The sequence below is a fragment of the Acinetobacter sp. YH12027 genome, assembly GCF_013420085.1.
Lineage (GTDB): Bacteria > Pseudomonadota > Gammaproteobacteria > Pseudomonadales > Moraxellaceae > Acinetobacter > Acinetobacter amyesii.
Genome location: NZ_VOYW01000006.1, coordinates 62,270 through 85,497, shown reverse-complemented (window position 1 = coordinate 85,497; position 23,228 = coordinate 62,270). Strand labels below are relative to the sequence as shown.

The 23,228-nt window shown below is 41.7% G+C and carries 21 protein-coding genes and 1 riboswitch; of the genes, 11 read left to right on the top strand and 10 right to left on the bottom strand.

Annotated features, from left to right (window positions below; all coding sequences use genetic code 11):
* The first annotated feature begins 8 nt into the window (after nucleotides 1-8).
* The 3 genes from FTT94_RS02770 to coaE are packed head-to-tail and all read left to right on the top strand — an operon-like array spanning nucleotide 9 to nucleotide 2,707.
* Nucleotides 9-1,235 carry a type II secretion system F family protein gene (locus FTT94_RS02770; RefSeq protein ID WP_078192563.1) on the top strand — a complete coding sequence of 409 codons (1,227 nt, stop codon included), beginning with the start codon at nucleotides 9-11 and terminating at the stop codon, nucleotides 1,233-1,235.
* Entirely contained in the window at nucleotides 1,235-2,095 is an 861-nt protein-coding gene (locus FTT94_RS02765; protein ID WP_180170195.1) for an A24 family peptidase, read from the top strand. Before FTT94_RS02770 ends, FTT94_RS02765 begins: the two co-directional genes overlap by 1 nt.
* Before the next feature lie 9 nt (nucleotides 2,096-2,104).
* Nucleotides 2,105-2,707, top strand: a complete 603-nt coding sequence (gene coaE, locus FTT94_RS02760) for a dephospho-CoA kinase (protein ID WP_180074129.1) — start codon at nucleotides 2,105-2,107, stop codon at nucleotides 2,705-2,707.
* A gap of 14 nt (nucleotides 2,708-2,721) precedes the next feature.
* On the opposite strand, the gene FTT94_RS02755 is transcribed toward coaE, so the two are convergent.
* The 3 genes from FTT94_RS02755 to FTT94_RS02745 all read right to left on the bottom strand — a co-directional run bounded on the left by FTT94_RS02755 (nucleotide 2,722) and on the right by FTT94_RS02745 (nucleotide 4,910).
* Nucleotides 2,722-3,642 carry a DMT family transporter gene (locus tag FTT94_RS02755; RefSeq protein WP_373685427.1) on the bottom strand — a complete coding sequence of 307 codons (921 nt, stop codon included), beginning with the start codon at nucleotides 3,640-3,642 and terminating at the stop codon, nucleotides 2,722-2,724.
* Nucleotides 3,643-3,650: 8 nt separating this feature from the next.
* Nucleotides 3,651-4,409 (bottom strand): 23S rRNA (guanosine(2251)-2'-O)-methyltransferase RlmB, encoded by a 759-nt coding sequence (rlmB, locus tag FTT94_RS02750; RefSeq protein WP_078192567.1) that lies wholly within the window; start codon nucleotides 4,407-4,409, stop codon nucleotides 3,651-3,653.
* 177 nt (nucleotides 4,410-4,586) lie between these two features.
* Nucleotides 4,587-4,910, bottom strand: a complete 324-nt coding sequence (locus FTT94_RS02745; RefSeq protein WP_067763086.1) for a pyrimidine/purine nucleoside phosphorylase — start codon at nucleotides 4,908-4,910, stop codon at nucleotides 4,587-4,589.
* A 598-nt stretch (nucleotides 4,911-5,508) separates the two neighbouring features.
* Here FTT94_RS02745 and recN point away from each other — a divergent pair.
* Nucleotides 5,509-7,170 carry a DNA repair protein RecN gene (recN, locus tag FTT94_RS02740; RefSeq protein ID WP_180170194.1) on the top strand — a complete coding sequence of 554 codons (1,662 nt, stop codon included), beginning with the start codon at nucleotides 5,509-5,511 and terminating at the stop codon, nucleotides 7,168-7,170.
* 61 nt (nucleotides 7,171-7,231) lie between these two features.
* On the opposite strand, the gene FTT94_RS02735 is transcribed toward recN, so the two are convergent.
* Nucleotides 7,232-7,957, bottom strand: coding sequence for a hypothetical protein (locus FTT94_RS02735; protein WP_180170193.1), 726 nt, complete (start codon nucleotides 7,955-7,957; stop codon nucleotides 7,232-7,234).
* 308 nt (nucleotides 7,958-8,265) lie between these two features.
* Between FTT94_RS02735 and FTT94_RS02730 the strand changes: the two genes are divergently transcribed.
* Nucleotides 8,266-8,820 (top strand): YqgE/AlgH family protein, encoded by a 555-nt coding sequence (locus FTT94_RS02730; RefSeq protein WP_078189425.1) that lies wholly within the window; start codon nucleotides 8,266-8,268, stop codon nucleotides 8,818-8,820.
* Nucleotides 8,813-9,256: a Holliday junction resolvase RuvX gene (gene ruvX / locus FTT94_RS02725; protein WP_111884874.1), complete on the top strand. Its 444-nt coding sequence runs from the start codon at nucleotides 8,813-8,815 to the stop codon at nucleotides 9,254-9,256. Before FTT94_RS02730 ends, ruvX begins: the two co-directional genes overlap by 8 nt.
* Before the next feature lie 105 nt (nucleotides 9,257-9,361).
* Here ruvX and FTT94_RS02720 read toward each other — a convergent pair whose 3' ends face one another.
* The 3 genes from FTT94_RS02720 to FTT94_RS02710 are packed head-to-tail and all read right to left on the bottom strand — an operon-like array spanning nucleotide 9,362 to nucleotide 12,698.
* Nucleotides 9,362-10,366 carry an HlyD family secretion protein gene (locus FTT94_RS02720; protein ID WP_180170192.1) on the bottom strand — a complete coding sequence of 335 codons (1,005 nt, stop codon included), beginning with the start codon at nucleotides 10,364-10,366 and terminating at the stop codon, nucleotides 9,362-9,364.
* Nucleotides 10,367-10,399: 33 nt separating this feature from the next.
* Nucleotides 10,400-10,606 carry a DUF1656 domain-containing protein gene (locus FTT94_RS02715; RefSeq protein WP_180022052.1) on the bottom strand — a complete coding sequence of 69 codons (207 nt, stop codon included), beginning with the start codon at nucleotides 10,604-10,606 and terminating at the stop codon, nucleotides 10,400-10,402.
* The gene (locus FTT94_RS02710; protein WP_180170191.1) at nucleotides 10,599-12,698 is read right to left on the bottom strand and encodes an FUSC family protein; all 2,100 of its coding nucleotides are present in this window, start codon (nucleotides 12,696-12,698) and stop codon (nucleotides 10,599-10,601) included. Before FTT94_RS02710 ends, FTT94_RS02715 begins: the two co-directional genes overlap by 8 nt.
* Nucleotides 12,699-13,162: 464 nt before the next feature.
* On the opposite strand from FTT94_RS02710, the gene FTT94_RS02705 reads away from it, so the two are divergent.
* Nucleotides 13,163-13,939, top strand: a complete 777-nt coding sequence (locus FTT94_RS02705; RefSeq protein ID WP_168378212.1) for an IclR family transcriptional regulator — start codon at nucleotides 13,163-13,165, stop codon at nucleotides 13,937-13,939.
* A gap of 230 nt (nucleotides 13,940-14,169) precedes the next feature.
* Here FTT94_RS02705 and FTT94_RS02700 read toward each other — a convergent pair whose 3' ends face one another.
* Nucleotides 14,170-14,796 (bottom strand): alpha-ketoglutarate-dependent dioxygenase AlkB, encoded by a 627-nt coding sequence (locus FTT94_RS02700; RefSeq protein ID WP_180008049.1) that lies wholly within the window; start codon nucleotides 14,794-14,796, stop codon nucleotides 14,170-14,172.
* Nucleotides 14,797-14,968: 172 nt separating this feature from the next.
* Between FTT94_RS02700 and FTT94_RS02695 the strand changes: the two genes are divergently transcribed.
* Entirely contained in the window at nucleotides 14,969-16,765 is a 1,797-nt protein-coding gene (locus tag FTT94_RS02695) for an ABC transporter ATP-binding protein (RefSeq protein WP_078189432.1), read from the top strand.
* A 59-nt stretch (nucleotides 16,766-16,824) separates the two neighbouring features.
* Here the strand turns inward: FTT94_RS02695 and phoU are convergent, their stop codons facing one another.
* Together phoU and FTT94_RS02685 are read right to left on the bottom strand one after the other, a co-directional pair.
* Entirely contained in the window at nucleotides 16,825-17,541 is a 717-nt protein-coding gene (phoU, locus tag FTT94_RS02690; protein ID WP_180170190.1) for a phosphate signaling complex protein PhoU, read from the bottom strand.
* Between the two features lie 83 nt (nucleotides 17,542-17,624).
* Nucleotides 17,625-18,980, bottom strand: a complete 1,356-nt coding sequence (locus tag FTT94_RS02685) for a TolC family outer membrane protein (protein ID WP_078192574.1) — start codon at nucleotides 18,978-18,980, stop codon at nucleotides 17,625-17,627.
* A 332-nt stretch (nucleotides 18,981-19,312) separates the two neighbouring features.
* Here FTT94_RS02685 and FTT94_RS02680 point away from each other — a divergent pair, with 332 nt between their 5' ends.
* From FTT94_RS02680 to FTT94_RS02670, 3 genes are all read left to right on the top strand, one after another.
* A complete protein-coding gene (locus FTT94_RS02680; protein WP_257231084.1) occupies nucleotides 19,313-20,281 on the top strand; it encodes a hypothetical protein in 969 nt (322 codons plus the stop codon).
* 102 nt (nucleotides 20,282-20,383) lie between these two features.
* Nucleotides 20,384-20,510, top strand: a riboswitch (TPP riboswitch).
* A 116-nt stretch (nucleotides 20,511-20,626) separates the two neighbouring features.
* Nucleotides 20,627-22,522 carry a phosphomethylpyrimidine synthase ThiC gene (thiC, locus tag FTT94_RS02675; RefSeq protein WP_078189435.1) on the top strand — a complete coding sequence of 632 codons (1,896 nt, stop codon included), beginning with the start codon at nucleotides 20,627-20,629 and terminating at the stop codon, nucleotides 22,520-22,522.
* 76 nt (nucleotides 22,523-22,598) lie between these two features.
* Nucleotides 22,599-23,219, top strand: coding sequence for an NUDIX domain-containing protein (locus FTT94_RS02670; protein WP_180039952.1), 621 nt, complete (start codon nucleotides 22,599-22,601; stop codon nucleotides 23,217-23,219).
* The last annotated feature ends 9 nt before the right edge of the window (nucleotides 23,220-23,228 follow it).

The window sequence follows — 23,228 nt, the reverse complement described above, 5'->3', positions numbered from 1 at the left end:
ATAAATTCATGGCTGTAAAAAAAGCGCAGATGATGCCAACCTTCAGTTATGAAGGCGTGGATCGCAAAGGGGCGAAAATCAAAGGGGAAATGCCTTCGCGTAATATGGCTTTAGCCAAAGTCACTTTACGTAAGCAAGGCATCACCATTAAAACCATTCGAGAAAAACGCAAAAATATTCTCGAAGGCTTGATGAAAAAGAAAGTATCCACTTTGGATATCACGGTATTCACGCGCCAACTTGCAACCATGATGAAAGCCGGTGTACCGCTCGTTCAGGGTTTTGAAATCGTGGCGGAAGGCCTAGAAAACCCAGCCATGCGTGAAGTGGTCTTGGGGATCAAAGGTGAAGTTGAAGGCGGTAATACCTTTGCTGGTGCGCTGCGCAAATATCCGCAGTATTTCGATAACCTATTTTGCTCCTTGGTTGAATCAGGTGAACAGTCGGGTGCATTGGAAACCATGCTAGACCGTGTTGCCATTTACAAAGAAAAAAGTGAATTGCTTAAGCAAAAAATCAAAAAAGCCATGAAATACCCAGCAGCGGTCATCGTTGTCGCTGTTATTGTGACGATTATTTTGATGGTAAAAGTGGTTCCCGTATTCCAAGACTTGTTTTCATCATTTGGTGCAGACTTACCTGCCTTTACCAAAATGGTGGTCAACATGTCGGAATGGATGCAAAAATATTGGTTCTTCCTCATCATTGGAATTGGAGCTGTGATTGCTGGTTTCATGGAAGCGAAAAAACGTAGCAAGGCTTTCCGTGACTTCTTGGACAAAGCTGCACTGAAAGCACCAATTTTTGGTGATTTGGTTTATAAAGCAATTATTGCCCGCTATAGCCGTACCTTAGCAACAACCTTTGCCGCAGGTGTACCCTTAATTGATGCGCTTGAATCAACTGCAGGTGCAACCAACAACGTGGTCTATGAAACAGCGGTCATGAAAATTCGTGAAGATGTCGCGACTGGTCAACAACTGCAATTTGCTATGCGTGTCACCGATAAATTCCCATCTATGGCGATTCAAATGGTGGCTATTGGTGAAGAGTCTGGTGCTCTAGATGCCATGCTAGATAAAGTGGCAACGCATTATGAAAACGAAGTAGATAACGCCGTAGATGGTTTAACCTCGATGATGGAACCCTTAATTATGGCGGTACTGGGTGTCCTCGTTGGTGGTCTTGTGATTGCAATGTATCTTCCAATCTTCCAAATGGGTTCTGTGGTTTAATGCAAGAATTAATAACATATTTAATCAATACCCCAATTGCGATGTATATCGCAGTTGGGATTTTTAGTCTTTGCATCGGTAGTTTTTTAAATGTGGTGATTTACCGTACGCCAAAGATGATGGAACAAGAATGGCGCACGGATTGCCAACTGTTTTTACATCCAGACCAACCGATTATTGATGAAACAAAGATCACCCTGAGTACACCTGCTTCAACGTGTCCAAAATGCAAAACACCTATACGTTGGTATCAAAACATTCCAGTCATCAGTTGGATCGTGTTACGCGGAAAATGTGGAAGTTGCCAAAACCCGATCAGTAGCCGTTATCCACTGATCGAATTACTCACCATGATCTGTGCGCTGATTGTTGTTGCAGTTTTTGGCCCAACCATCCAAATGCTGTTTGGTCTGGTGCTGACTTATGTCTTGATTGCCTTAACATTTATTGACTTTGACACCCAACTTTTACCTGACCGTTATACCCTTCCTTTGGCTGCACTCGGGCTTGGCGTGAATAGCTATGCCATTTATACCTCTGCAACCTCAGCCATTTGGGGATATATCATCGGCTTCTTATGCCTATGGATTGTTTACTATTTATTTAAAATCATCACTGGTAAAGAAGGCATGGGCTATGGCGACTTTAAGCTTTTAGCTGCCTTGGGTGCATGGATGGGCCCTTTCCTGCTTCCACTGATTGTATTATTCTCTTCACTAGTGGGTGCAATCATTGGCATTATTTTGCTCAAAGTTCGTAAAGATAACCAACCTTTTGCATTTGGTCCCTATATTGCCATCGCCGGATGGATCGCCTTTTTATGGGGTGATCAAATTATGAAAATTTATTTGGGTCAGTAAGGTCGTTGTATGACATTTGTCTTGGGTTTAACAGGTGGTATCGGTAGCGGAAAATCTGCTGCAAGCAATTGGTTTGAACTCCAAGGCATTCAAGTCGTCGATGCTGATATCGTTGCTCGCGAGGTTGTCGAGCCGGGGCAACCCGCACTGATTCAGATTCAACAACAATTTGGTGATTGGGTTTTACTTGCGAATGGTGAGTTAAATCGGCGCGCTTTACGTGAATATATCTTTAAAGATCCTACAGCACGTCAAGCACTTGAAGCCATTACCCATCCTGCAATACGTCAGTCCATTATCCAACAGTTAAATGAAGCCACCAGCCCCTATGTCATCTTGGTTTCGCCGCTGTTATTTGAAACCAATCAACATGAATTAACCAATCACACCTTGCTTATTGATGCCACGGAACAATTGCAAATTCAGCGTGCATCACAGCGCGATGGTCAAAATATCGAGCAAATCCAAAAAATCATTCAAGTGCAAATGTCGCGTCAGGAAAAGCAAAAAATTGCAGATGATATCGTGCTGAATGATGGTCATTTAGATCATCTTTATGCACAGCTTCGACCGTTGCATCTCAAGTACTTAGCGCACGCTGAAAAAAGCTAAATAAAAAATCAGTCTTACTCAGACTGCTTTTTTTGTTGTTCGAGTTGCTGCTCTAGACTATCCTTTCGTCCCAACCATTTCCACGGTTGAATCGCTCCAATCCCCATCCCGACCAATCCACACACAATTGCAAAACTTAAGGGTTCATTCAGCAGCGGTACCGCTAAAATTGCAGCAATAAAAGGTGCCAAAGTTACGATACTTCCGGCTTTAAATGCACCCAGGCGCTTGATCGCCTCTACATACGTTAAAGTCGCAATAATCACCACAAAAATACCGTGAAAGATAACTTGTCCAATGAGTTGCAATGGCTCTGGGTCAGACCAATGTTTAGGGAAAAATAGTAGATAAATAGGCACGAATACCACGGCAGACCAAACCGCAACCCCCGCCATGGCATGCCAAGCAGAGAGCCTCCATTGCTTAAGCAATACCGTAAATATCCCCCACCAAATGGCACTGATAAAAAATAGCAAATCACCTAAACCAAATGCCACACCAGTCTCGACGTACATTAAATAGCTCATTAAGCTAATGGCAGAGATCATAATCACCACACTGATCCAGGTATGCTTATCGAGCGGCTGTTTGAAGATCAGAAACGCGGCTATGGCCGTACATAAGGGAATACAACCATTGAGGAAAATTGCAGCATGGGCCGCAGGAGCATAATGAAACGCACTATAGGCCGTTAAGCAATATGTCACCCCGCCAAGCATGGCAAGGATAAAAGGCTCTTTCTTCCATAAAAAAGCCGTATCTTTTTTATAAATCAAAATTGGCATTAATATACAAAATGCCAAAGCAAACCGAAGTGCGGTAATGTCCCAAGCACTGATTCCCCAATTGGCGCTTAAACGTGCTGTTAAGGTGAATCCGCCCCAAATACACATGGTAATGAAAACATATAAATAACCTTGCTTTTGGGGAGACATCATCACTTCTATTTCAATTCATTATTACGTTGACGACATGCTTCATACAATGCCATACCGGTTGCGACACTGACATTTAAGCTTTGCAAGTTTCCAGCCATTGGAATATAAACAGTTTGATCACATTGCGCCTGCGTAATAGGACGCAAACCTGTATCTTCAGCGCCCATCACCACACATACACCCGTACCAGTGAAGTCAAATTTTTGAATCGGCAATGCTTTTTCATCTAGCATAGTGCCGACCACACGTACATTAAAGTCTTCTTTGATTTGAGCCAAGGTACGTGCCAAGTTCGTCACCTGAATAAACTTCACTTTTTCAGCACCACCTGCAGCAACTTTACGGGCTGTTGGGGTAAGCGTCGCTGAACGATCACGCGGTGCAATCACAGCTTCAACACCCATGGCTGCCGCTGTACGAATGCATGCACCAAGGTTATGTGGATCTGTAATATGATCTAATGCCAATAGCAACGCATTTGGATTGGCTTGTAATAAAGCCTCTAAATCTTTTTCGTTCAAAACTGGATGTGGACGTACAGCAGCAACCACACCTTGATGGAACGGTTGTCCCGCAAGTTTTTCCAAACTATCACGACTAGCTTTTTGAATGCTGACACCAAACGGTTCTGCAAGCTCAAAAATACGTTTTAAACGCTGATCATCACGTCCTTTTAACGCAAATAAAGTTAAAACGCGTTCTGGCTCAAGTTCCAGTAATGACTCCACTGAATGAACGCCATAATAATATTCCGGTTTCGCCATGAACGACCTCTAAATTGCAAACTTCGATAAACTTTTGAACAGGGTATGATATCCCTAGAGCACAGCATAGGCTGCCAAAAAGAAAAATCCTGCAAAGCAAGCTTTACAGGATTTATGCTATGACACATAGTTTAACCGATTTGAGGTTAAAAAACTGTGCCTAAATTGATTGAATCATTAGCCTTCTAAGTGGCACACATAATCCAACACTTCGTCTGTTTCAATTTTAAATCGGCTATTACCTGGCACGTAGAATGATTGACCCGCACGGAATAATTCGCTTTCTTCGCTATCTGCAATTTGAACACGACATTCACCTGAAATAATTTCCATACGTTCAGGTACATGGGTTTCAAAAGTCAGCGCTTGTTCAGTTGGAAGCAACACACCCAGTGTTTTCTTGGTTCCATCTTCAAATTGCACAGTGTGGCTGATACATAGACCGCCAAAATAAACATTTGATTTTTTGATGACTGATACATGATCAAACTGTGCTGACATGCGTTTTCTCCAGATAAAGCATATTTATAATATTTTGATCGAAGTAGTTTAATTGTGCTGCAAAAACTAATCAATCAGTGTTGAAAATTTTGAGATAGATAATTACAAAAATCTGAGAAGTGGATATGTCCCAATACCATCTCACTATCTTGACATTGAGAATCTAAAACAAACTGTACTTTTGTACAAAATACTTTTTTTATTTCATCCACTAAAGTCCTAGTTAGGGTCTATAGAAACGCTGCAAAATCATTTCACAGATATACATGGATAATGAATTATATGGACGGATTTAAGAGACCAAATCATGACGTTTTATGGCAATAACACGCTAGATTAAATACAAGAATACATATACAAACGTGTTTTGTGAGGACATGGCAGGACGTTGGTGGTTTAAGCTCACGTTATGCAAGATCATCCACTCTTTGCATCACAACACTGCGTGCATACAGCGGATACGAAACTAATTTCTTATTAAACTGAAATTTAAGATAGAATTATGAGGTTTTTCGTCATCTTAAAATAAAACTTATCTTGTGACTAAAACAAAACTTAATTATCTTTAACTAGAACTTTTCGCAGCTCGGATGCGTTTATGCTGACACATTTAACTCTGATCAATTTTGCATTAGCCGACCATTTAGCCATCGACATTGAACAAGGCTTTAATGTCCTGACGGGTGAAACGGGTGCAGGTAAATCTTTACTTCTAGACGCATTATCAGCTTGCTTAGGTGAACGTACAGACACCAACTACGTGCGCTATGGATCAGACAAAGCCGATGTGACAGCGACCTTTAGCTACCAAGAGCACAGTCCTGAAGCGCTTTGGCTCAAAGAACACGAATTGGATGATGAGTCTGGCGAAATCCATTTACGTCGCGTAATTTTTGCAACAGGTCGTAGTAAGGCATGGATTAATGGACGTCCGAGCAGCTTGTCCGAGTTAAAAGAAATTGGCCGTTTATTGGTACAACTCTATAGCCAACACAGCCAACAACAACTTTTAGAACCACCCTACCCAAAACATTGGCTGGATCGTTATTACAATTTTTATCAGCCGGCTCAAGCCGTGCGTGATGCTTATAGCAAGTGGCAAAAGGACATTCGTCAGCACCAAGCAGCACTCGACGCCCAAGCCACACGTAAGCAACGGATAGAAACGCTTGAACTTCAATTGGAAGAACTTGAAGACGTTGTGCAAACGGACTACAAAGAAATCGAGCAAGAATTTGACCGTCTCAGTCATCATGAACATATCATGCAGGATTGTAGCTATGGTCTAAATGCCCTCGATGACGCCGAGCAAAATATCAATCAAGAAATGGGCGCGATCATTCGTCGGATTGAATCGCATGCAGGACGTAGTGAACAACTTTCTGAAATTTATACGTCGCTACTGAACGCTCAAAGTGAAATTGAAGATGCGACAGCAAATTTACGTCAGTTTATTGATCGTCAAAGTTTCGATCCTGAACGTATGGACGAATTAAACACTAAACTCGAAGTTTTTCATCGCTTAGCGCGTAAATATCGTACTCAGCCTGAAGATTTAAAAAATGATTATGATGCGTGGCAACTTGAGCTAGAACAATTACATCAACTTGAAGATCCTGAAACCTTAGCTGAACAAGTAGAAGTGTCTCATCAAGACTTTTTAGCCAAAGCACAGCATTTGGATGATATTCGTCGTGAAGCGTCTACCCCATTGGCGAAGCAGTTGACTGAACAAGTGAAGCAGCTCGCGCTCCCAGAGGCTCATTTTGAATTTAAATTTGAGCCTCTAGAACAAGCTTCAAGTGAAGGTTTAAGCTTTATTCAACTGCTGTTCACCGCAAACAAAGGGATTCCTGCTCAGCCTTTAGCACGCGTGGCATCGGGGGGTGAATTGTCACGTATCGCCTTAGTCATGCAAGTAATGAATGCTGAAAAAACTGAATCCGAAGTCTTAGTCTTTGATGAAATTGATGTCGGGATCAGTGGCGGAACGGCAGAAATTGTCGGGCGCTTATTGGCTGATTTGGCACAGCATGTTCAAATTTTATGTATTACTCACCAAGCCCAAGTCGCTGCCCAATCTGACCAACATCTTTTAGTGAAAAAACGCCAAACGGGTCCTGCAAGCAGTACCATTATCGAATTAGAAGAAGATGATCGGATTCAAGAGCTGGCTCGAATGACTGGTGGTGTGGAGATTAGTCAAACGACCTTACAACACGCAAAACAGTTGCGACAATTAAAATTTCAACATAGTTAATTTTTGATGTGTTCAAAAAAGCCTGTGGATTCAAAGTACACAGGCTTTTTTCTTAAACACACTATTTGACAGTCCCCTGATACACAAAGGCTTTCGAGCCTAAGCTATAGCGTAAATATTTATACTGCGGCTGATGTTGTTGATTGAGCAACATTACATCCACGTGTTTCGGACTGATTTTGAGATATTCATTACTGCTACGACGATCGGTTTCATAATGGCAGTCATAATCTACCGAGATTTGATCTAGTTTCTTTTGCTTAGTTTGAAATACATAAGATTTAAGTAACTGTTTTGGTCCAACTTCAACAGCTCTTAGATGATGTAGTCCACTGCAATTATCACCTTTATAATAACTCTTCACCAAATATACGGTTTTATTTTGGATGTTGACCGGCAAAATTTGATTGATATAGCCTGAGTCAAATTGATCTAAATGTTGCGTTTTTCCCGTTGCATATTGCACATAGCTGCTCCACTCCCCCATGGTGCCTCCGCCAGACACATCAAAACTATAAAATTTTAGTTTTTTATCTGGTGAATATTGCACATGAACAAAACCTTGCTTTTCGAGTTGCGTAAATCCGTAGTGAAAACTGCTCGGATCTGCCGCAATGACATCCACAATTTCACGTTCTATCGCTTCATTGACCTCATAAAAATTCAAGTTTTTATATTTTTTAATCACCTGAGATTCATGTTTTTGTAAGTCAGCGCTTCCTGCAAAGCCTGAAATAGGTAGGCTTGCACAGAGTGCCATCCCTATTATTTTTGAATAATGTGTCATTGTTTTACCCTCAGTTTATCCTGCTATTTTAAGCAATCTCAGTCATCCATCACGTATATCTTCTCCTCACTTTTGTACTGCTGTTGTTCAAATCACCAATCATCGCTTCACAATTCACCACATTGCAGACCTGCCTGCACGATGACGGTTTTTAGCATGTCCCTCACTGGTCGAGCATGACAAATATTGAATTTGCAGAAAAACTCATTGTTGAAAACTTATGAGTCTAGTATGTTGATAAATACAACGTTATTCGAATGCAATTCACCCCAAGAATGAAACTTACCCCAATAAGGAGAAGCCATTAGGTGACTAAACAATACCTCACACACCGCTGCCTGATTGCTCCACCCGAAATGAACGATGAATTCTTTGCCAATACGGTGATTTATTTGGCTCGACATGATGAAGATGGCGCTCAAGGCATCATTATTAATCGTCCATCAGGTTTACAGATCAAAGAACTCTTGAATGATTTGGAAATTGAGGCAGATAATGTGCATCCTCATGAAGTGTTGCAAGGTGGACCTTTGCGCCCAGAGGCAGGTTTTGTTCTTCATACCGGTCAACCGACATGGCATTCGTCTATTGCTGTGGGTGAAAATGTCTGTATTACCACGTCTAAAGATATTTTAGATGCGATTGCACACAATGAAGGTGTGGGTCGTTATCAGGTGGCTCTAGGCTATGCCAGTTGGGGTAAAAGCCAATTGGAAGAAGAAATTGCTCGGGGTGATTGGCTCATTTGTGACTCAGACATGGATTTAATATTTAACTTACCTTATGACGACCGTTGGGATGCTGCCTATAAAAAAATGGGCGTTGACCGCATGTGGTTATCATCTGAGATTGGACATGCCTGATTTACCACAATATCAAATGATTATGGCCTTTGACTTTGGCACACAAAAAACAGGAATAGCTGTTGGACAAGCCCTGATTGAAAGTGCAAATCCCCTACCACTCTTTCCCATGAAAGATGGCATTCCCAATTGGGATAATCTACTCAAGATTGTGAAACAGTATCAGCCGGATTTGTTTATCGTGGGTCTACCGCTCAATATGGATGATAGCGAATCTGAACTCTCCACACGTGCGCGTAAATTTGCACGACGCCTTCGCCACCAAACCAATATTGAAACTTTGATGGTCGATGAACGATTAACGACACGTGAAGCGCGTGATGAATTAGATCATTATCAAGCCCAAGGCCGTGCGAAGAATCTTTCTGCCGACAGCCTTGCTGCAGCATTGTTTATTGAAAGTTGGTATCGAAATCCAGTTGGACTGAAACCTTAAGCGCTTTCAACAAACAGGCAAATAAAAAAGCATCCAAAAGAGGATGCTTTTTTATGCGCAAGATTGATCACTCAATGCTGCGCAAATGAAATGATTGGGGATAACTTAGTTTTTATCCACAATATGAATCGTGGTGGTTCGACCCGCGACAAAAGCCAACTGATCATGCGGCACTTCATCCAGTACAATTTTCACTGGTACACGCTGTGCCAAACGGACCCAACTAAAGGTTGGATTGACATTGGCAAGTAAGCCATCAGTCGATGTACGTTCACGGTCTTCAATCCCCGTAGCAACGCCTTGTACATGGCCTTTATAAACTTCAGAACTTCCCATCAGTTGGATTGTTGCAGGTGCGCCAACATAGATTTTATCCAGTTTGGTTTCTTCAAAATATCCCACAACATACAATTGTTGACGGTCAATTAAGGCCGCTACGGCTTGGCCGACTTTGACGTAATTCCCTGCTTTGAGCTCAAAGTTAGACAATGTTCCATCAGTCGGTGCAACCACTTCCGAACGGTTTAAATTCAATTCAGCCAAATGCAAACTGCTATTTGCCGCTTCAATTAGGGCTTTTTGCTGCACCACACTGGCTTTGGCTTGTTCAATCGCTGCCTGAGTTTGCTCATGCTCTGCATGGGATTGATCACGTACTGCAAACATTTGATCTTGTTCTTGCTTTGAAATCGCACCGTCCATCAAACTTGCATAACGATTTGCATTTTTATCTGCAAGATTAATATTGGCTTGTGACTTCACTAGATTGGCTTTGGCTTCAGCAAGCTGCGCTTCAGCCCCTGCCAGTCCTGCGTTGGCTTTCGCCAGGTCAGATTTGGCTTGCTCAACATCCAAAGCTTGACGTGCCACATCTATACGAAACAGCACTTGGCCTTTTTTCACTTGTTGGTTGTCTTGAACTAAAACGTCTGTGACCAAACCTGAAACATCCGATGACACTTGAATCACGTCACCACGTACCCGTCCATCACGCGTCCATGGTTCCGAATTGTAGTAGTCCCAAATATGTTTCAGCGCAAGTAATGCGCCACATAGCACGATTATCAACAATACAGGCCGAACATATTTTCGGACATTCAAATTGGTCATACGATTACCTCAATCATTTCATTTTTTAGGGGCTTAGAACTGGCAGAAAATAAAGATTTCATGCACCAGCCAAAGCAACATCACAAATACACCCAAATAAAAAATATTGGGCATCGGCACCCAATCTGGCGCCATCCATCGGTCAAGCAAACTCATGATGACCCGCAATAACAGATAGGCCAATACCGCTTGAATCAATAGAATGGGCACATAGACGCCATACACATTTAGCTCACCCATGTTGTGCCTCGACCTGTAAATTATTTGGAGTCTGCTGTGTTAGGACATGACACAAACTGCTTTGAATATTGTTCAGTGAATACTGAATTCGATGCATAACATCGTCGTTTTCAAGACCCTGAACGGCCTGATTCAATCGTTGAATTCGCTCTACAATTTGCTGTTTCAAACTCATATACACATTCTTTTGCCCTTGTTCCATGGCACGGAAATAGTCATCTAAATCTTGTTGTAACTCTTCAAGTTCACTGACCAGTGCATCATTCGGATCGAGTTTATTCATGAGTTCTTGCAAGCGGGTCAAATCAATCACGGCACTGGCTTCCACCAAAGCCCACTCGATCTGTTGTTTCAAATTCCCTGATTGCACCATTTTGCTGTTTAGGATGCCGATTCGGTCCAACATACTGCGTAAATGCACCCGAAACGGTAAGCCGTACGGCAGATATAAAGCCTGACGCAGTGCTTTGTAGTGCTGTGAAAGTATGCGTTGGGCCGTCATATCTGGTGACATTGCACGTACTAAATGAATAATAAATACCGAGATAATGGGTCCCAAAACCGTCCCAATCGATGCATCAAAGAAAAACACCTGATCGAGGCTAAAGCGGTTTTGAAAATTCAGTCCCATGATGGTGCCCATCAAAAGCGGCAAGCTGATCCCAATCAAAGGCGGATGTAAAAACAGCATCAAACAGAACATCACAAATGGTGCTAACACCACGATCAACTGCCAAAAAGCGGTCACATGCGGGAAAATGCCATAGGCGTAGATAAACACCATGAACGCCGCATACATATTGGCGCGAATAAACATTTTCAATGCAGGAACGGGGTTATCCATCGCAGTTAAAATACAAGCACTGATCGCAGCCATTTCGGCCATCATAAATCCAGCTTTCCAACCACTGACAATCCAAAACCCCGTGGAAATTAAGATAATCAAACACGCAGACACCCCGCCACGAATGGCAACCCCCGCATCTCGATGCAAAGTCGGATAATGACTATTGCCCAAGGCGGTCAGTGTGGCAGGTAAAGTGGAGTCGCCTTGCTGTACCCGCTGCCAAAGCAAGCGAATCGCACGAATATTCTGAATAAAATGCTGAATATCCATTTTTAGACTACCTAAAATCACCTGTTGTGATGGCAATGCCTGTGCCTGAATGTGTTGAAAATCTTGCTCAAACTGTTCAGGCAATTGATTGAGTTCACTTTCCTCAATCTGATGTTGATCTAATAAAAACGCGGCAATATGTTCATGGGCTTGCTTGAGTGCCGTCCGATAATTTGCATCCAGACCATCTAATTGTTTCATCCGTTCAGACATGGCCACCAAGTTGCTGACCAACAAACTCAACTGATGCAAGATTTCCTGCAACGGGCGTGTCATGCCTTTTAAGGTGGATTTTTCATAAGACAAATGCACCGCCATGACATGTATATCGGCGATATCTCGTGCAATATTGCCGAGATTTTTAGAATAATTTTTTAGCTCGGCAGGCTCTAATAAAATCTGATCAAAAATTTCTTTGGTATCGGCAAAGGTTTTGCTCACCCGTGTTTCGACGGCAGGGCCAATATGCATTGGAAATAATGTCGTGGTCACGATGGCACTACAGACCACACCCACCGTAATTTCGAGAAAACGCCCCAAGGCCATATCGAAGATCGAAGCGGTATCAATAAAATACAAGACGTTAAAACAGATAATGACCGTGGTATAACCCGCCAACATGGAAACATAACTACGAGGCGTACGGTCTAGCAGTGACAAATACAGGCAAAACCCAACCCAAACCGCTAAAAACACCGTAAACAGTACAGGCATGTGAATGAGATGTGGCAGTGCCACCACCGACACGGCCGCCCCTAAGAACGTCCCTAATACACGATACAAACTTTTTGAAGACGTCATCCCTGAATATGGATTCGCGATCACGAAAACGGTGCCAATCGCCCAAATCGGATAAGCCAAATTCAGTACAAAGGCCACATACAATGCCAACATGCCCGCGATGAACGTTTTGGTCGCAAAAATCCAGTCCATTTTATTGGGCCGAAAAGCGAGTATTTTTTTCGTCAGCAGCATGATGGATCTCGGTGGTTTGCTTCTTTTTAGTGAAAACGACCTCGTATCGAATGCTTAAACATTCGACAGCACAACCTGTATCACGGCACAGGAATGACTAGAAATTTCAATAAGTAAAGAAGCGATTCAAATCGTATTTCAAACCATTTGAATACAAAAAGTAATGTGCAACATTGCCTGCGCATCGAACAGATGGGCAATATTTATTCAATATAGGATATTTTCATAGCAATTTTGCTAAAAAAACAAACCGAAGTCAATAAAAATATCTTATTTTGATAATTCAACTATATTTTAAATAAGTATTTCAGGTTTTTACTATGCTTTTATCAGGATGACCCAAGAAACCCTGTGATATTTCAGATTTGTTTCATTTCCAGTGTAGAAAATCGCAACATCAGGCCGAGCAATTTGTTATAAAGTAACTTAACGATTCATTTTTTATTGTGACCAAGCAGGTTCTTATGGCGCTTTCCAGTTTTGGTAAAATTCTCACCGTACTCGACTTATTTTCAGTTGCTCGTCCCATCATCAATGTCGACATTATTAGTGAAGAATTAGGCTTATCTAAACCAACGAGCTATCGCTATTTAAAAGAACTGGTTTCTGCTGAATTATTGCAGCGCCTCAGTGGGACTTCTGGCGATTACACACTGGGTTCAAAAATTGCTGTGCTTGATTTTATTTCTCGCACCACCGATCCATTGGTGCAAATTAGCATTCCCTTCATGAAAGAAATTGTGGAACGCACAGAGTCTTGTTGCTTATTGACGCATCTGAATATCGACTCTTGTATTGATGTGCATCATGAACTTTACAAAGACTATACTGCCTTGGCTTATGGTCGAGGTAGCCCGCGTCCGATGTATAAAGGCTCATCATCTAAAGTGATTTTGTCCCAGTTACCCAAGCAACGGATTTTAGATTATTACCACCGTTTTGCAGATGAATTATCTCAAGTTGGTTTTGCGCATAATGAAGAAGAATTTATGCTGCAAATGAAAAAGATTAAAAAGCAGGGTTATTATTTTTCCAATGGTGAAGTTGACCCGAATATGTCGAGCCTATCGATTCCGATTAAATTCTCCAGTAAAGAACCCCCACTTGCTTTGACCCTATTGGCGTCTAAAAATCGTTTTGATTTTATGAATTTTCAGAAAGTTGTAGAAATGCTGCAAGACTGTACAGCGCGTATTGAGAAAAAATACAGCAGTATGATGGAAGAATCGGACGCCATTTAAGCCTGATCTGTTTGCGCATAACTGATGCAATATTGTAAAGATGCTATTTAATTAATCTGATAAATCCATGTTGTTAATTGAATTTATTAATTATAAATTCCAGAAAGATTATCATAATATGATTATTGTTCTTTAGCAGCCATCTCAACCATGTGTTCCATGATTTCAGTTGATTGTCGCTATACTCTTCCTCAGAGAAAGAAAAAAGCTCATCTAGATATGGGCTTTTTTTATGGCTGTTGATCATAGAAATAACGAAAGGTTAAATTCACCCTCGGCTCGGTCACTTTCATCGACTTCATTAGGGCATGTTTCCAATACCGTTGGGTTTTCCCACGCATCACGATCAACTGTCCACTTTGCAGTAAAAGCTGTACTTTCTCTTGAGTGCTTTTATGTTTAAAGCAAAACTTTCGGCTTGCCCCAAAACTCAAGGATGCAATCACCACCTGCTGTGTGGGTGAAAGCAAAGATGGCTCATCATCACTATGCCACCCCACCGCTTGCGTACCATTTTCGTATAAATTGGCCAAACAGGAATTAAACGTCTGACCCACCCGTTGCTCAATATGTTGCTTTAAGCGCAGTAAAGCTGGATTCCAGATCAATGCCTGCTTTTGCATGCCTGAATAGTGATACTCATAATGAGCATCTCCATACCAAACCACTTTTCGTTCCGTTTGAAAATACTGTCCATGCAAAATAACTTCATCATGCTGCCAAGCCAACTGCGTGAGGAAATAGCGTAAATATTTTTCACTGTCTTCAGCATTGAAGATCAATCCATAATCTTCAACTTCACCATCATAGGGCAACAGATTTGCATGCGGTTCAGGCGTAAATAATTCAAAATTCATCGGTTCAACTCAACACTGTTTGGCACAGCAGCGTGATGCTGATGTCGTGAGCACATTTAAAAAATATCTTAGCCGAAAAACGCTCGTCACAAATCAAAACATTGTCATTACTTGTCGCATAGAATTTTCAGTCTTAGACTAAAGCTCATATTCACAATAAAAATAATTGCTTATGAACTTGTGGCAGCTTTTCCAAAAATTACGTCCATTCGTACAGCCATACCGCTGGCTGGTGGTCGTGACGCTGATCTTGACCTTAATTGGCTCACTTACGGCACAGGTGAATGCCCTGACACTCAAATATGCCGTAGACAGCATCAATCAGCTTTTACAACAAGGCCTCGGTCTAGCCAATGGTTGGCATATATTAATCACCATCACCGTAGTCTTACTGGGAAAAGAAGTCATCAATGCCATCGTGCAATTTGGACAAAAATCGTTTGGTGAAAAGTTACGTATTTTAATTTCTCAGGATTTGTCCCAAGGCATTATTGAAAAATTTATCACCTATCGATTGGCATTCTTCGATCAACAAGACAACCAAGCAGGTAAGCTCCAAACTCGAATTGATCGGGGTGTCAGCTCGCTCACACGACTAGTTCAAATCTTTTTTATTGATATTTTACCGCTTTTTACCAGTGCGATTATTGCACTGGGCTTAATGTATTATGCCAATGTTTGGGTTGGCGTGGTGGCCACAATTATCGTGCCGATTTATTTTTGGCTGACCTTTAAACAATCACAAAAACTGGCAGGCAAACGCCGTGCCCTACGCGATAATTTTGAAAAGAAAAATCAAGGTATTCTGAGTATTATCAATTCGATAACGGTCATTAAATCTTTTAACAAAGAAGCCGTCGAATCGAAAAAGCAATTAAATCTGCAAAAGTCACTGACTGAAAACCAGATGCAGACACGGCAAACCAGTTATATCTTTGACGGACTCAAAACCTTTATTGAACAGGTCGGTGTAGTGCTGATCATCATTCTGACGGCCTATTTTGTTTTGGATGGGCAAATGAGTATCGGGATGATTATGTATCACGTGTTGTTATTTAATAATGTCTCTGCCCCGATTCGCTCGCTGCATCGTATCTATGATGAAATTAACTCTGCGATGATTTATTCAGAAAGCTTCTTTAACATCTTAGAAGCGGATCATGAAATTGAAACCAGTGGTACTGCCCAACCTCCGATTCAAGGTCAATTTGAATTGAGCAATGTCGACTTTAGTTATCCCAATGGTTTTCAGGCATTACACCGTATCAATATGACCATCCAACCAAATAAAATTACCGCCTTGGTTGGTTTATCTGGCGCTGGTAAATCGACATTAATTAGCTTACTGGATAAGTTTTATCATCCTCAAGCGGGCAATATCAAACTCGATGGCATCGATTTAGAACAGATTGATACGCAGTATTTACGTGAAAATATTGGTTTGGTTTTACAAAAAAATCATATTTTCCCAGGTTCAATTTTTGAAAATATTCGCTATGGAAAAAGTACAGCTACAGAGCAAGAAGTCTTCGATGCAGCACGGAAAGCCTCGATCCATGATCAGATCTTAAAACTTCCGCATGCCTATGAAGCCGATGCTTTACTGCTCTCAGGTGGACAGCAACAGCGCATTGCCTTGGCACGCATGTTCTTGAAAAATCCGCCGATTATTTTCTTGGATGAACCGACTGCAAGTTTAGATGCTATCGCTGCTGAACAAATTAAAAATAGTCTGGATCAAATTAAGCAAGGGCGTACCGTCATCATGATTTCGCATAGTTTGTCGCAAATTATCGATGCCGATTACACCTATGTGATGAAAGACGGACAAATCGTAGAACACGGGGAGCATCATGATTTGTACCATCAAGAAGGTGCCTATAAGCAAATCTTCGATGCGATGGCGAAAAGTTTAAATATTGACAAAATCGCCCGGACTTTTGAGGAAGACGAAGAAACACATAGTTAATTTTAGACCGAAAAAAGCCCATCGTTGGATGGGCTTCATTTATATTAGTTTTAAATCAATTAACGCTGAACTTTTTGCTCAATTTCTTCAACACTGGTGTGACGGACATCTAGACCTTTCACCATATAAATCACTTGTTCAGAGATATTTCGAGCATGGTCACCAATACGTTCAAGTGAACGCAGCACCCAAAGTACATTCATGACCCGAGTAATGTGGCGTGGATCTTCTATCATATACGTCATGAGGGTACGGGTTGCCGATTGGTACTCGCGGTCAATATCAGCATCGGCCAAAAGGACACGTAAAGCCTGATCTACATCCAAACGTGCAAAGGCATCGAGCGCATCATGAATCATCACGCGGACTTGGTTGCCAATATGACGTGTTTCCATATAACCACGCGGTGAACCACCCTCTTCACACAAGCTTTGTGCAATACGGGCAATTTTTGCCGCTTCATCACCAATCCGTTCTAAATCGGTGTTGGCTTTCGACATCGCAATCACCATGCGTAGATCAATCGCAGCAGGATGACGACGCGCCAAAATTAGGGTAAGCGCTTCATCAATTTCAGATTCCATACGGTTCACCGTATTGTCTTGAAATTGAACATCAATCGCCATTGTTGCATCCGTATCCAATAAGGCATGAATGGCATTTGCAACCTGTTGCTCCACCAAACCACCCATGGTCATAAATTTGGTATGCACATCCTGCAACTCTTCATTGAATTGCGAAGAAATGTGATGATTTAAAACAGGATTATTAGGCAAAGCGAGTCTCCACTACAACGTGAATCGGCAGATTTTAGTGCCATATTAAAGCATATTGATTATGAAACTTTTATGACCATGGATTATTTCTTTAGTAGGATCGATGGCTGATTTTTCTGATCGACCAACCATGCATTCATTTCCACTAAATCAGCTTCCGTTAATTTCCCAACGGAGGCTTTGAGTTGCAGTACATGTATTAAATAATCGTACTTGGAATTTAAATAATCTTGACGGGCTGAAAAGGCATTACGCTGTGCCAGTAGCACATCAACCATAGTTTTCAGACCTTCTTGGTACTGGGCTTGTGAGGCCAAAGACACTTGCGCGGAAGAATCCATTGCAGCTTTACGTGCCTGTAATTTACTTTGATCCGTTTCGACTTGCATATATGATTTTTTTACATCAGTTTGTGCTTTTCGAATCGCTGCATCCACCAGTGCTTGGCTTTTTTCAACATTGATCGCCGCTTGCTTAATGGATTTCTGTGTCCGTCCACCATTAAACACATTCCAGTTCATTTCAATCCCCACCTGATCAAATTGACCATCTTGCGACATGATGGATTGTGGACTTTGCTTGTTATACCCATAGGTCCCTACCGCTTCAATCTGAGGATATAAGGCGGCTTTTTCGACACGTTTACCATCTTCCGCATAACGTTGTTGCATACGCGCTTGTAAAATGCCTAGGTTCTGCTCCTGAGCCAGTTCTTCCCACGCTTGTACATTGTTTGGAATCGGTTTTTCAAACTGAAAATCTTCACGTAACACCGCCAAATTTTCTCGATATGGCCCAATCAACTGTTGTAATTGTTCCTGCGCCAAAACCAATTGAACATTGGTTGCCATGCGGTTGGCCCGAGCATTTTGATATTGAGCATTGGCTTCGCTGACATCACTTTTTGCCACCAAGCCTTCTTTTAATTTAGCATTCATCATGCGCAGCTGTTCAGATAGCGCCTGTTCTTCTTGTAAGTTGGCAACCGTCAATGCTTGCTGACGTAGGACATTAAAATAAGCTTCAGAAACATTTAAAATATGATCTTGTTTTTGAATCCGCAAATTAATTTCACTTAAATTAATCGAGGTCTTGACTTGCTTCAGCCCTTCCCATGCATCCCAACGAAAAATGGGCTGACGGGCAGTAAGCGCAATTTGTCTTGTTGTGGTGCTGTCTGGCATGATCAGCCCGGCTTGAGCGCCACTTTGGTTGGAATTTTGATTTTTTCGGGTCACATTTCCGGAGATTGTTACCGTTGGAAGTAAGTTCCCATTGGCAATCCCCAAATTCAATTTATCCGCTTCATATTGTAGTTTATTGGCTTGCCAATTGGGGTCTTCTTGTTTTGCACGTTCATAAGCTTGCACAAGGTCTAGCGCACACGCCCATTGACTCGTGAAAAGCAAACAAAGACCCACCACAACTTTTTTGTTCATTTTTTTTGTAAATTCCTAATATTCAAATACCCGAGATTGAATATTCAAGCCTAAAACTAAGCAGATACTAATCATATCCTTACAAATTTCCGTATGATTTTTATTAATTTTTTATATCAAATGCGACAAAATCAGATAATTTCAGTCGTTTTCGGACATTACTCACAACGCTATAACAAAGAACTGTACAATAGTACACATATTGCACGTGTTTCATCTATAGAATAGTCGACATTCCATCGGACAATACCACTTCTATAGCGCATCGAGTTCCTGTGTCAAATTTTTTTCAGCTGCCTGTAAAGTTTAGTGCAATGTTTTTATGTTTCAGTATGTTGAATGGATGCCAACAACAGCCTGAACCACAACCTGCACCAGAGTTTTCCAACAATAAGACTGTTCAAAAAGAAGCAGTCGATTTGTCTTTGCTGTGCAAAAAACTTGAAAAAAACATGCTGGAAATAGACGATCAACGAACAACTTTCGCTTTAGAACAAATCAACCAAGATCTCAAAGTCTGCTTGCCGCTGTTAAAAGCGGACGAACAAAAAAAATTACTGCGTTTGTCCAATCAAATGTATCGCAACTTTTTACATGTTGAACGTACGGCTCAACAGCAAATGGCGTTCGAACAATTTGCCTTTGATATGGCTCAGCATCCCACCATTCAACAAAATCATTATGAGCAGCTCACTGCCCGCGATCAGTATTTACTGAAACATAAAGGCCAAGCCTATGTGGAATTGTTCGATGCAGGTGAAGGACAGTTACGCTATCGCCGCAGTCCTGAATATTTAGCCAAAATTTTTGCGCCGTATATGGAAGAATCTGAGCAAGTCTTTATTGAAAAACTGGCTGAACAAAATGCACAACCTGCCTTGTTGCAACAAAGTTTAGCCATTGAGCCGCAAGAGATTGCTACACGTGCAATTTTTTGGGAAGACTATCTCAAACAATATCCAGATAGCCCCTACAAAAAAGATGCACAACAATTGCTATATCAATATAGCCAGTTGTTATTTATTGGTTCAGCACATAGTCCAGTTTCCAATGATTTTTCAGACCGCCTCAGTATTCAAGCCAGTTCTTTAGAAGAAATTGAACGCTTGGCTCAACTAAAAAACTCCAAATTGGCAGATCAGGCGCGTTTATTTTTAAAATTATTAGATCAAAATACTGCTGCATCTAATCAGCGATCAGAAGCGCAGCTGTTGAATTTAATTGGTGTCCGCAATCCTGATCCGCATTATAAGAAAGACTGTTTTAGTGACGCCATCTGTGTAAATCAGTCCTCTACTTAGCCAATGCAAGTTCAATTGCACACGGGCCTAGCCAAAATTCTGCACTGCAAAATCGATGAAAAATAACACTGTTTTAAAACAGCCTTCATGCTAATATCCGCACAAAGCTTGACGGAGCGCAGGTAATTTCCTGCTGAGATCATCTAAATTTAGTTCGCTAAATTTAAGGATGAGTACCGTTGAACCTGATCAGGTTAATACCTGCGTAGGAATCAAGCCATCTAAAAACTTAAGCCCTTCTTATCTCTTGGTTTTACGCCATTATTTTCAGGTGAATCCATCAGATAAACTGCCACGTTTTTGGTCGTGCTTGATTCGTTGATGTCATTCATAAGGATCATTGCAATGAACCAATTAACGAATCTCACCGCTTCAGATCGCGCTGCTCAACATGAACAAGATGCTAAAGATCTCACCCGTATTCTCCCCGCGTCAAAAAAAGTCTATATCCAAGGCTCACGTCCAGATATTCGCGTACCAATGCGTGAGATCAGCCTTACAGATACGCCTACAGGTCTGGGTGGAGAAAAAAATCTACCCATTATGGTCTATGACACCTCTGGTGCTTATACCGACCCCAATATTCAAATTGACCTGAATCAAGGTCTACCCAATGTCCGTGAATCTTGGATTGAGTCACGAAATGATACGGAAATACTCGATACCTTAACTTCAAAATTTGGGCAAGAGCGTCTTCGAGACATCCGCACTGCAGAGATCCGTTTTGCGCATATTTCAAAACCGCGTCGTGCTCGTCGTGGACATAATGTCTCTCAAATGCACTATGCCAAACAAGGCATCATCACCCCTGAAATGGAATACATTGCGATTCGTGAAAATCAGCGTCAGCGTGAAGGTGTAGATATGCGCCAACATGCCGGTCAAAATTTTGGCGCACGTAATTTAACTGAAATCACGCCTGAATTTGTACGTCAAGAAGTGGCTGAAGGTCGTGCCATTATCCCTGCCAACATTAACCACCCTGAATGTGAACCGATGATTATTGGTCGTAACTTCTTGGTGAAAATCAATGCCAACATTGGTAACTCAGCGCTCGGCTCAAGTATTGATGAAGAAGTGGCAAAAATGACCTGGGCAACTCGTTGGGGCGCTGACACCATCATGGATTTATCGACAGGTAAAAATATCCATGAGACCCGCGAATGGATTATTCGCAACTCACCTGTACCGATTGGCACCGTACCGATTTACCAAGCTTTAGAAAAAGTTGATGGTGTCGCAGAAGACTTAACCTGGGAAATTTTCAAAGACACACTGATTGAACAAGCCGAACAAGGTGTCGATTACTTTACCATCCATGCAGGTGTACTGCTTCGTTATGTTCCACTCACAGCCAACCGTTTAACAGGGATTGTGTCACGTGGCGGATCCATCATGGCGCAGTGGTGCTTAGCACATCATGAAGAAAACTTCCTGTATACGCATTTTGATGAAATCTGCGAAATCATGAAAGCCTATGATGTGTCATTCAGTTTAGGTGATGGTTTACGTCCGGGCTGTATTCAAGATGCCAACGATGAAGCTCAATTTAGTGAATTACGCACCTTAGGTGAATTGACTCACCGTGCATGGGAGCATGATGTACAAGTCATGATTGAAGGTCCAGGCCATGTCCCTATGCACATGATCAAAGAAAATATGGATCTACAACTTGAGGTTTGCAAAGAAGCGCCCTTCTACACGCTTGGACCGCTCACCACTGACATTGCACCAGGCTATGACCACATTACCTCTGCGATTGGTGCGGCAATGATTGGTTGGTACGGCACGGCTATGCTGTGTTATGTGACCCCGAAAGAGCATCTAGGTCTACCAGATAAAAAAGACGTCAAAGATGGCATTATCACCTACAAAATTGCAGCCCATGCCGCAGACCTTGCTAAAGGTCATCCCGGTGCGCAGGCCCGTGATAATGCATTGTCGAAAGCACGCTTTGAATTCCGCTGGGAAGACCAATTTAATCTGAGCTTAGACCCTGATACAGCGCGCAGCATGCATGATGAAACCATGCCGAAAGAAGCACATAAATCGGCCCATTTTTGTTCGATGTGTGGACCTAAATTTTGCTCGATGAAAATCACACAAAATGTGAGAGATTATGCAAAAAATCAGCAAGATATGCAGCTTTCTTCAGAATCTAATCCTGAAATTGAAACAGGTTTACAGAGCATGAAAGCGGCCTATCATGAACATGGTCAAAAGTTGTACCACAAAGTGTAAAGCTTAAAAAAAATCTTTTGTATTCAACAAAATCTCGGTTAGGATGAAATGGAAGATTTCATCCTAATTAGCGCTTATGAATATTATTAAACAGGCCACATATAACAAAAAAGATTACAGCATTGAAGGGCGTGAACATCTTTATAAAGGCTTTATTCAAGTTGAAAAAGTTCTGCTTCGACACCGCTTATTCCATCAAGACAGCATGATTCCAACCATTCAGCGTGAATTGATTCATCGTCCTGAAGCAGCAGGTGTGCTGATCTATAGTCATCAACAACAAAAATTTGCTTTAATTGAACAATTCCGCATTGGGGCGATTGATGATGAAACTTCGCCATGGCAACTAGAGATTATTGCCGGCGTGCTCGATGGTGATGAATCCGCTGAAAGCTGTATCCGCCGGGAAAGTTTGGAAGAATCAGGCTGTGAATTAGATGCGCTACAGCATTTATTTAGTTTTTATCCTTCTGCGGGTGCCTGCGCGGAATTATTCCACCTTTATAGTGCTGAAGCTGAACTGCCTGAACATGGTGGAGTCTTTGGCATGCCTGATGAAGGAGAAAATATTCAATTGCATATCTTAAACTATGCTGATATTCCTGAATTATTAACCAATGGTCGGCTAAAAAACGCACCTGTCATTATGGCCTTGCAATGGTTACAACAACAAATACATACTACAAGGAATGTCTAAGGGGAAGGA

Excerpts from the sequence above, each read along its gene's own strand:
- FTT94_RS02770 (WP_078192563.1), top strand. The coding sequence starts at position 9 with ATGGCTGTAAAAAAAGCGCAGATGATGCCAACCTTCAGTTATGAAGGC.
- FTT94_RS02765 (WP_180170195.1), top strand. The coding sequence starts at position 1,235 with ATGCAAGAATTAATAACATATTTAATCAATACCCCAATTGCGATGTAT.
- coaE (WP_180074129.1), top strand. The coding sequence starts at position 2,105 with ATGACATTTGTCTTGGGTTTAACAGGTGGTATCGGTAGCGGAAAATCT.
- FTT94_RS02755 (WP_373685427.1), bottom strand. The coding sequence starts at position 3,642 with ATGTCTCCCCAAAAGCAAGGTTATTTATATGTTTTCATTACCATGTGT.
- rlmB (WP_078192567.1), bottom strand. The coding sequence starts at position 4,409 with ATGGCGAAACCGGAATATTATTATGGCGTTCATTCAGTGGAGTCATTA.
- FTT94_RS02745 (WP_067763086.1), bottom strand. The coding sequence starts at position 4,910 with ATGTCAGCACAGTTTGATCATGTATCAGTCATCAAAAAATCAAATGTT.
- recN (WP_180170194.1), top strand. The coding sequence starts at position 5,509 with ATGCTGACACATTTAACTCTGATCAATTTTGCATTAGCCGACCATTTA.
- FTT94_RS02735 (WP_180170193.1), bottom strand. The coding sequence starts at position 7,957 with ATGACACATTATTCAAAAATAATAGGGATGGCACTCTGTGCAAGCCTA.
- ruvX (WP_111884874.1), top strand. The coding sequence starts at position 8,813 with ATGCCTGATTTACCACAATATCAAATGATTATGGCCTTTGACTTTGGC.
- FTT94_RS02720 (WP_180170192.1), bottom strand. The coding sequence starts at position 10,366 with ATGACCAATTTGAATGTCCGAAAATATGTTCGGCCTGTATTGTTGATA.
- FTT94_RS02715 (WP_180022052.1), bottom strand. The coding sequence starts at position 10,606 with ATGGGTGAGCTAAATGTGTATGGCGTCTATGTGCCCATTCTATTGATT.
- FTT94_RS02710 (WP_180170191.1), bottom strand. The coding sequence starts at position 12,698 with ATGCTGCTGACGAAAAAAATACTCGCTTTTCGGCCCAATAAAATGGAC.
- FTT94_RS02705 (WP_168378212.1), top strand. The coding sequence starts at position 13,163 with ATGGCGCTTTCCAGTTTTGGTAAAATTCTCACCGTACTCGACTTATTT.
- FTT94_RS02700 (WP_180008049.1), bottom strand. The coding sequence starts at position 14,796 with ATGAATTTTGAATTATTTACGCCTGAACCGCATGCAAATCTGTTGCCC.
- FTT94_RS02695 (WP_078189432.1), top strand. The coding sequence starts at position 14,969 with ATGAACTTGTGGCAGCTTTTCCAAAAATTACGTCCATTCGTACAGCCA.
- FTT94_RS02685 (WP_078192574.1), bottom strand. The coding sequence starts at position 18,980 with ATGAACAAAAAAGTTGTGGTGGGTCTTTGTTTGCTTTTCACGAGTCAA.
- FTT94_RS02680 (WP_257231084.1), top strand. The coding sequence starts at position 19,313 with ATGTTGAATGGATGCCAACAACAGCCTGAACCACAACCTGCACCAGAG.
- thiC (WP_078189435.1), top strand. The coding sequence starts at position 20,627 with ATGAACCAATTAACGAATCTCACCGCTTCAGATCGCGCTGCTCAACAT.
- FTT94_RS02670 (WP_180039952.1), top strand. The coding sequence starts at position 22,599 with ATGAATATTATTAAACAGGCCACATATAACAAAAAAGATTACAGCATT.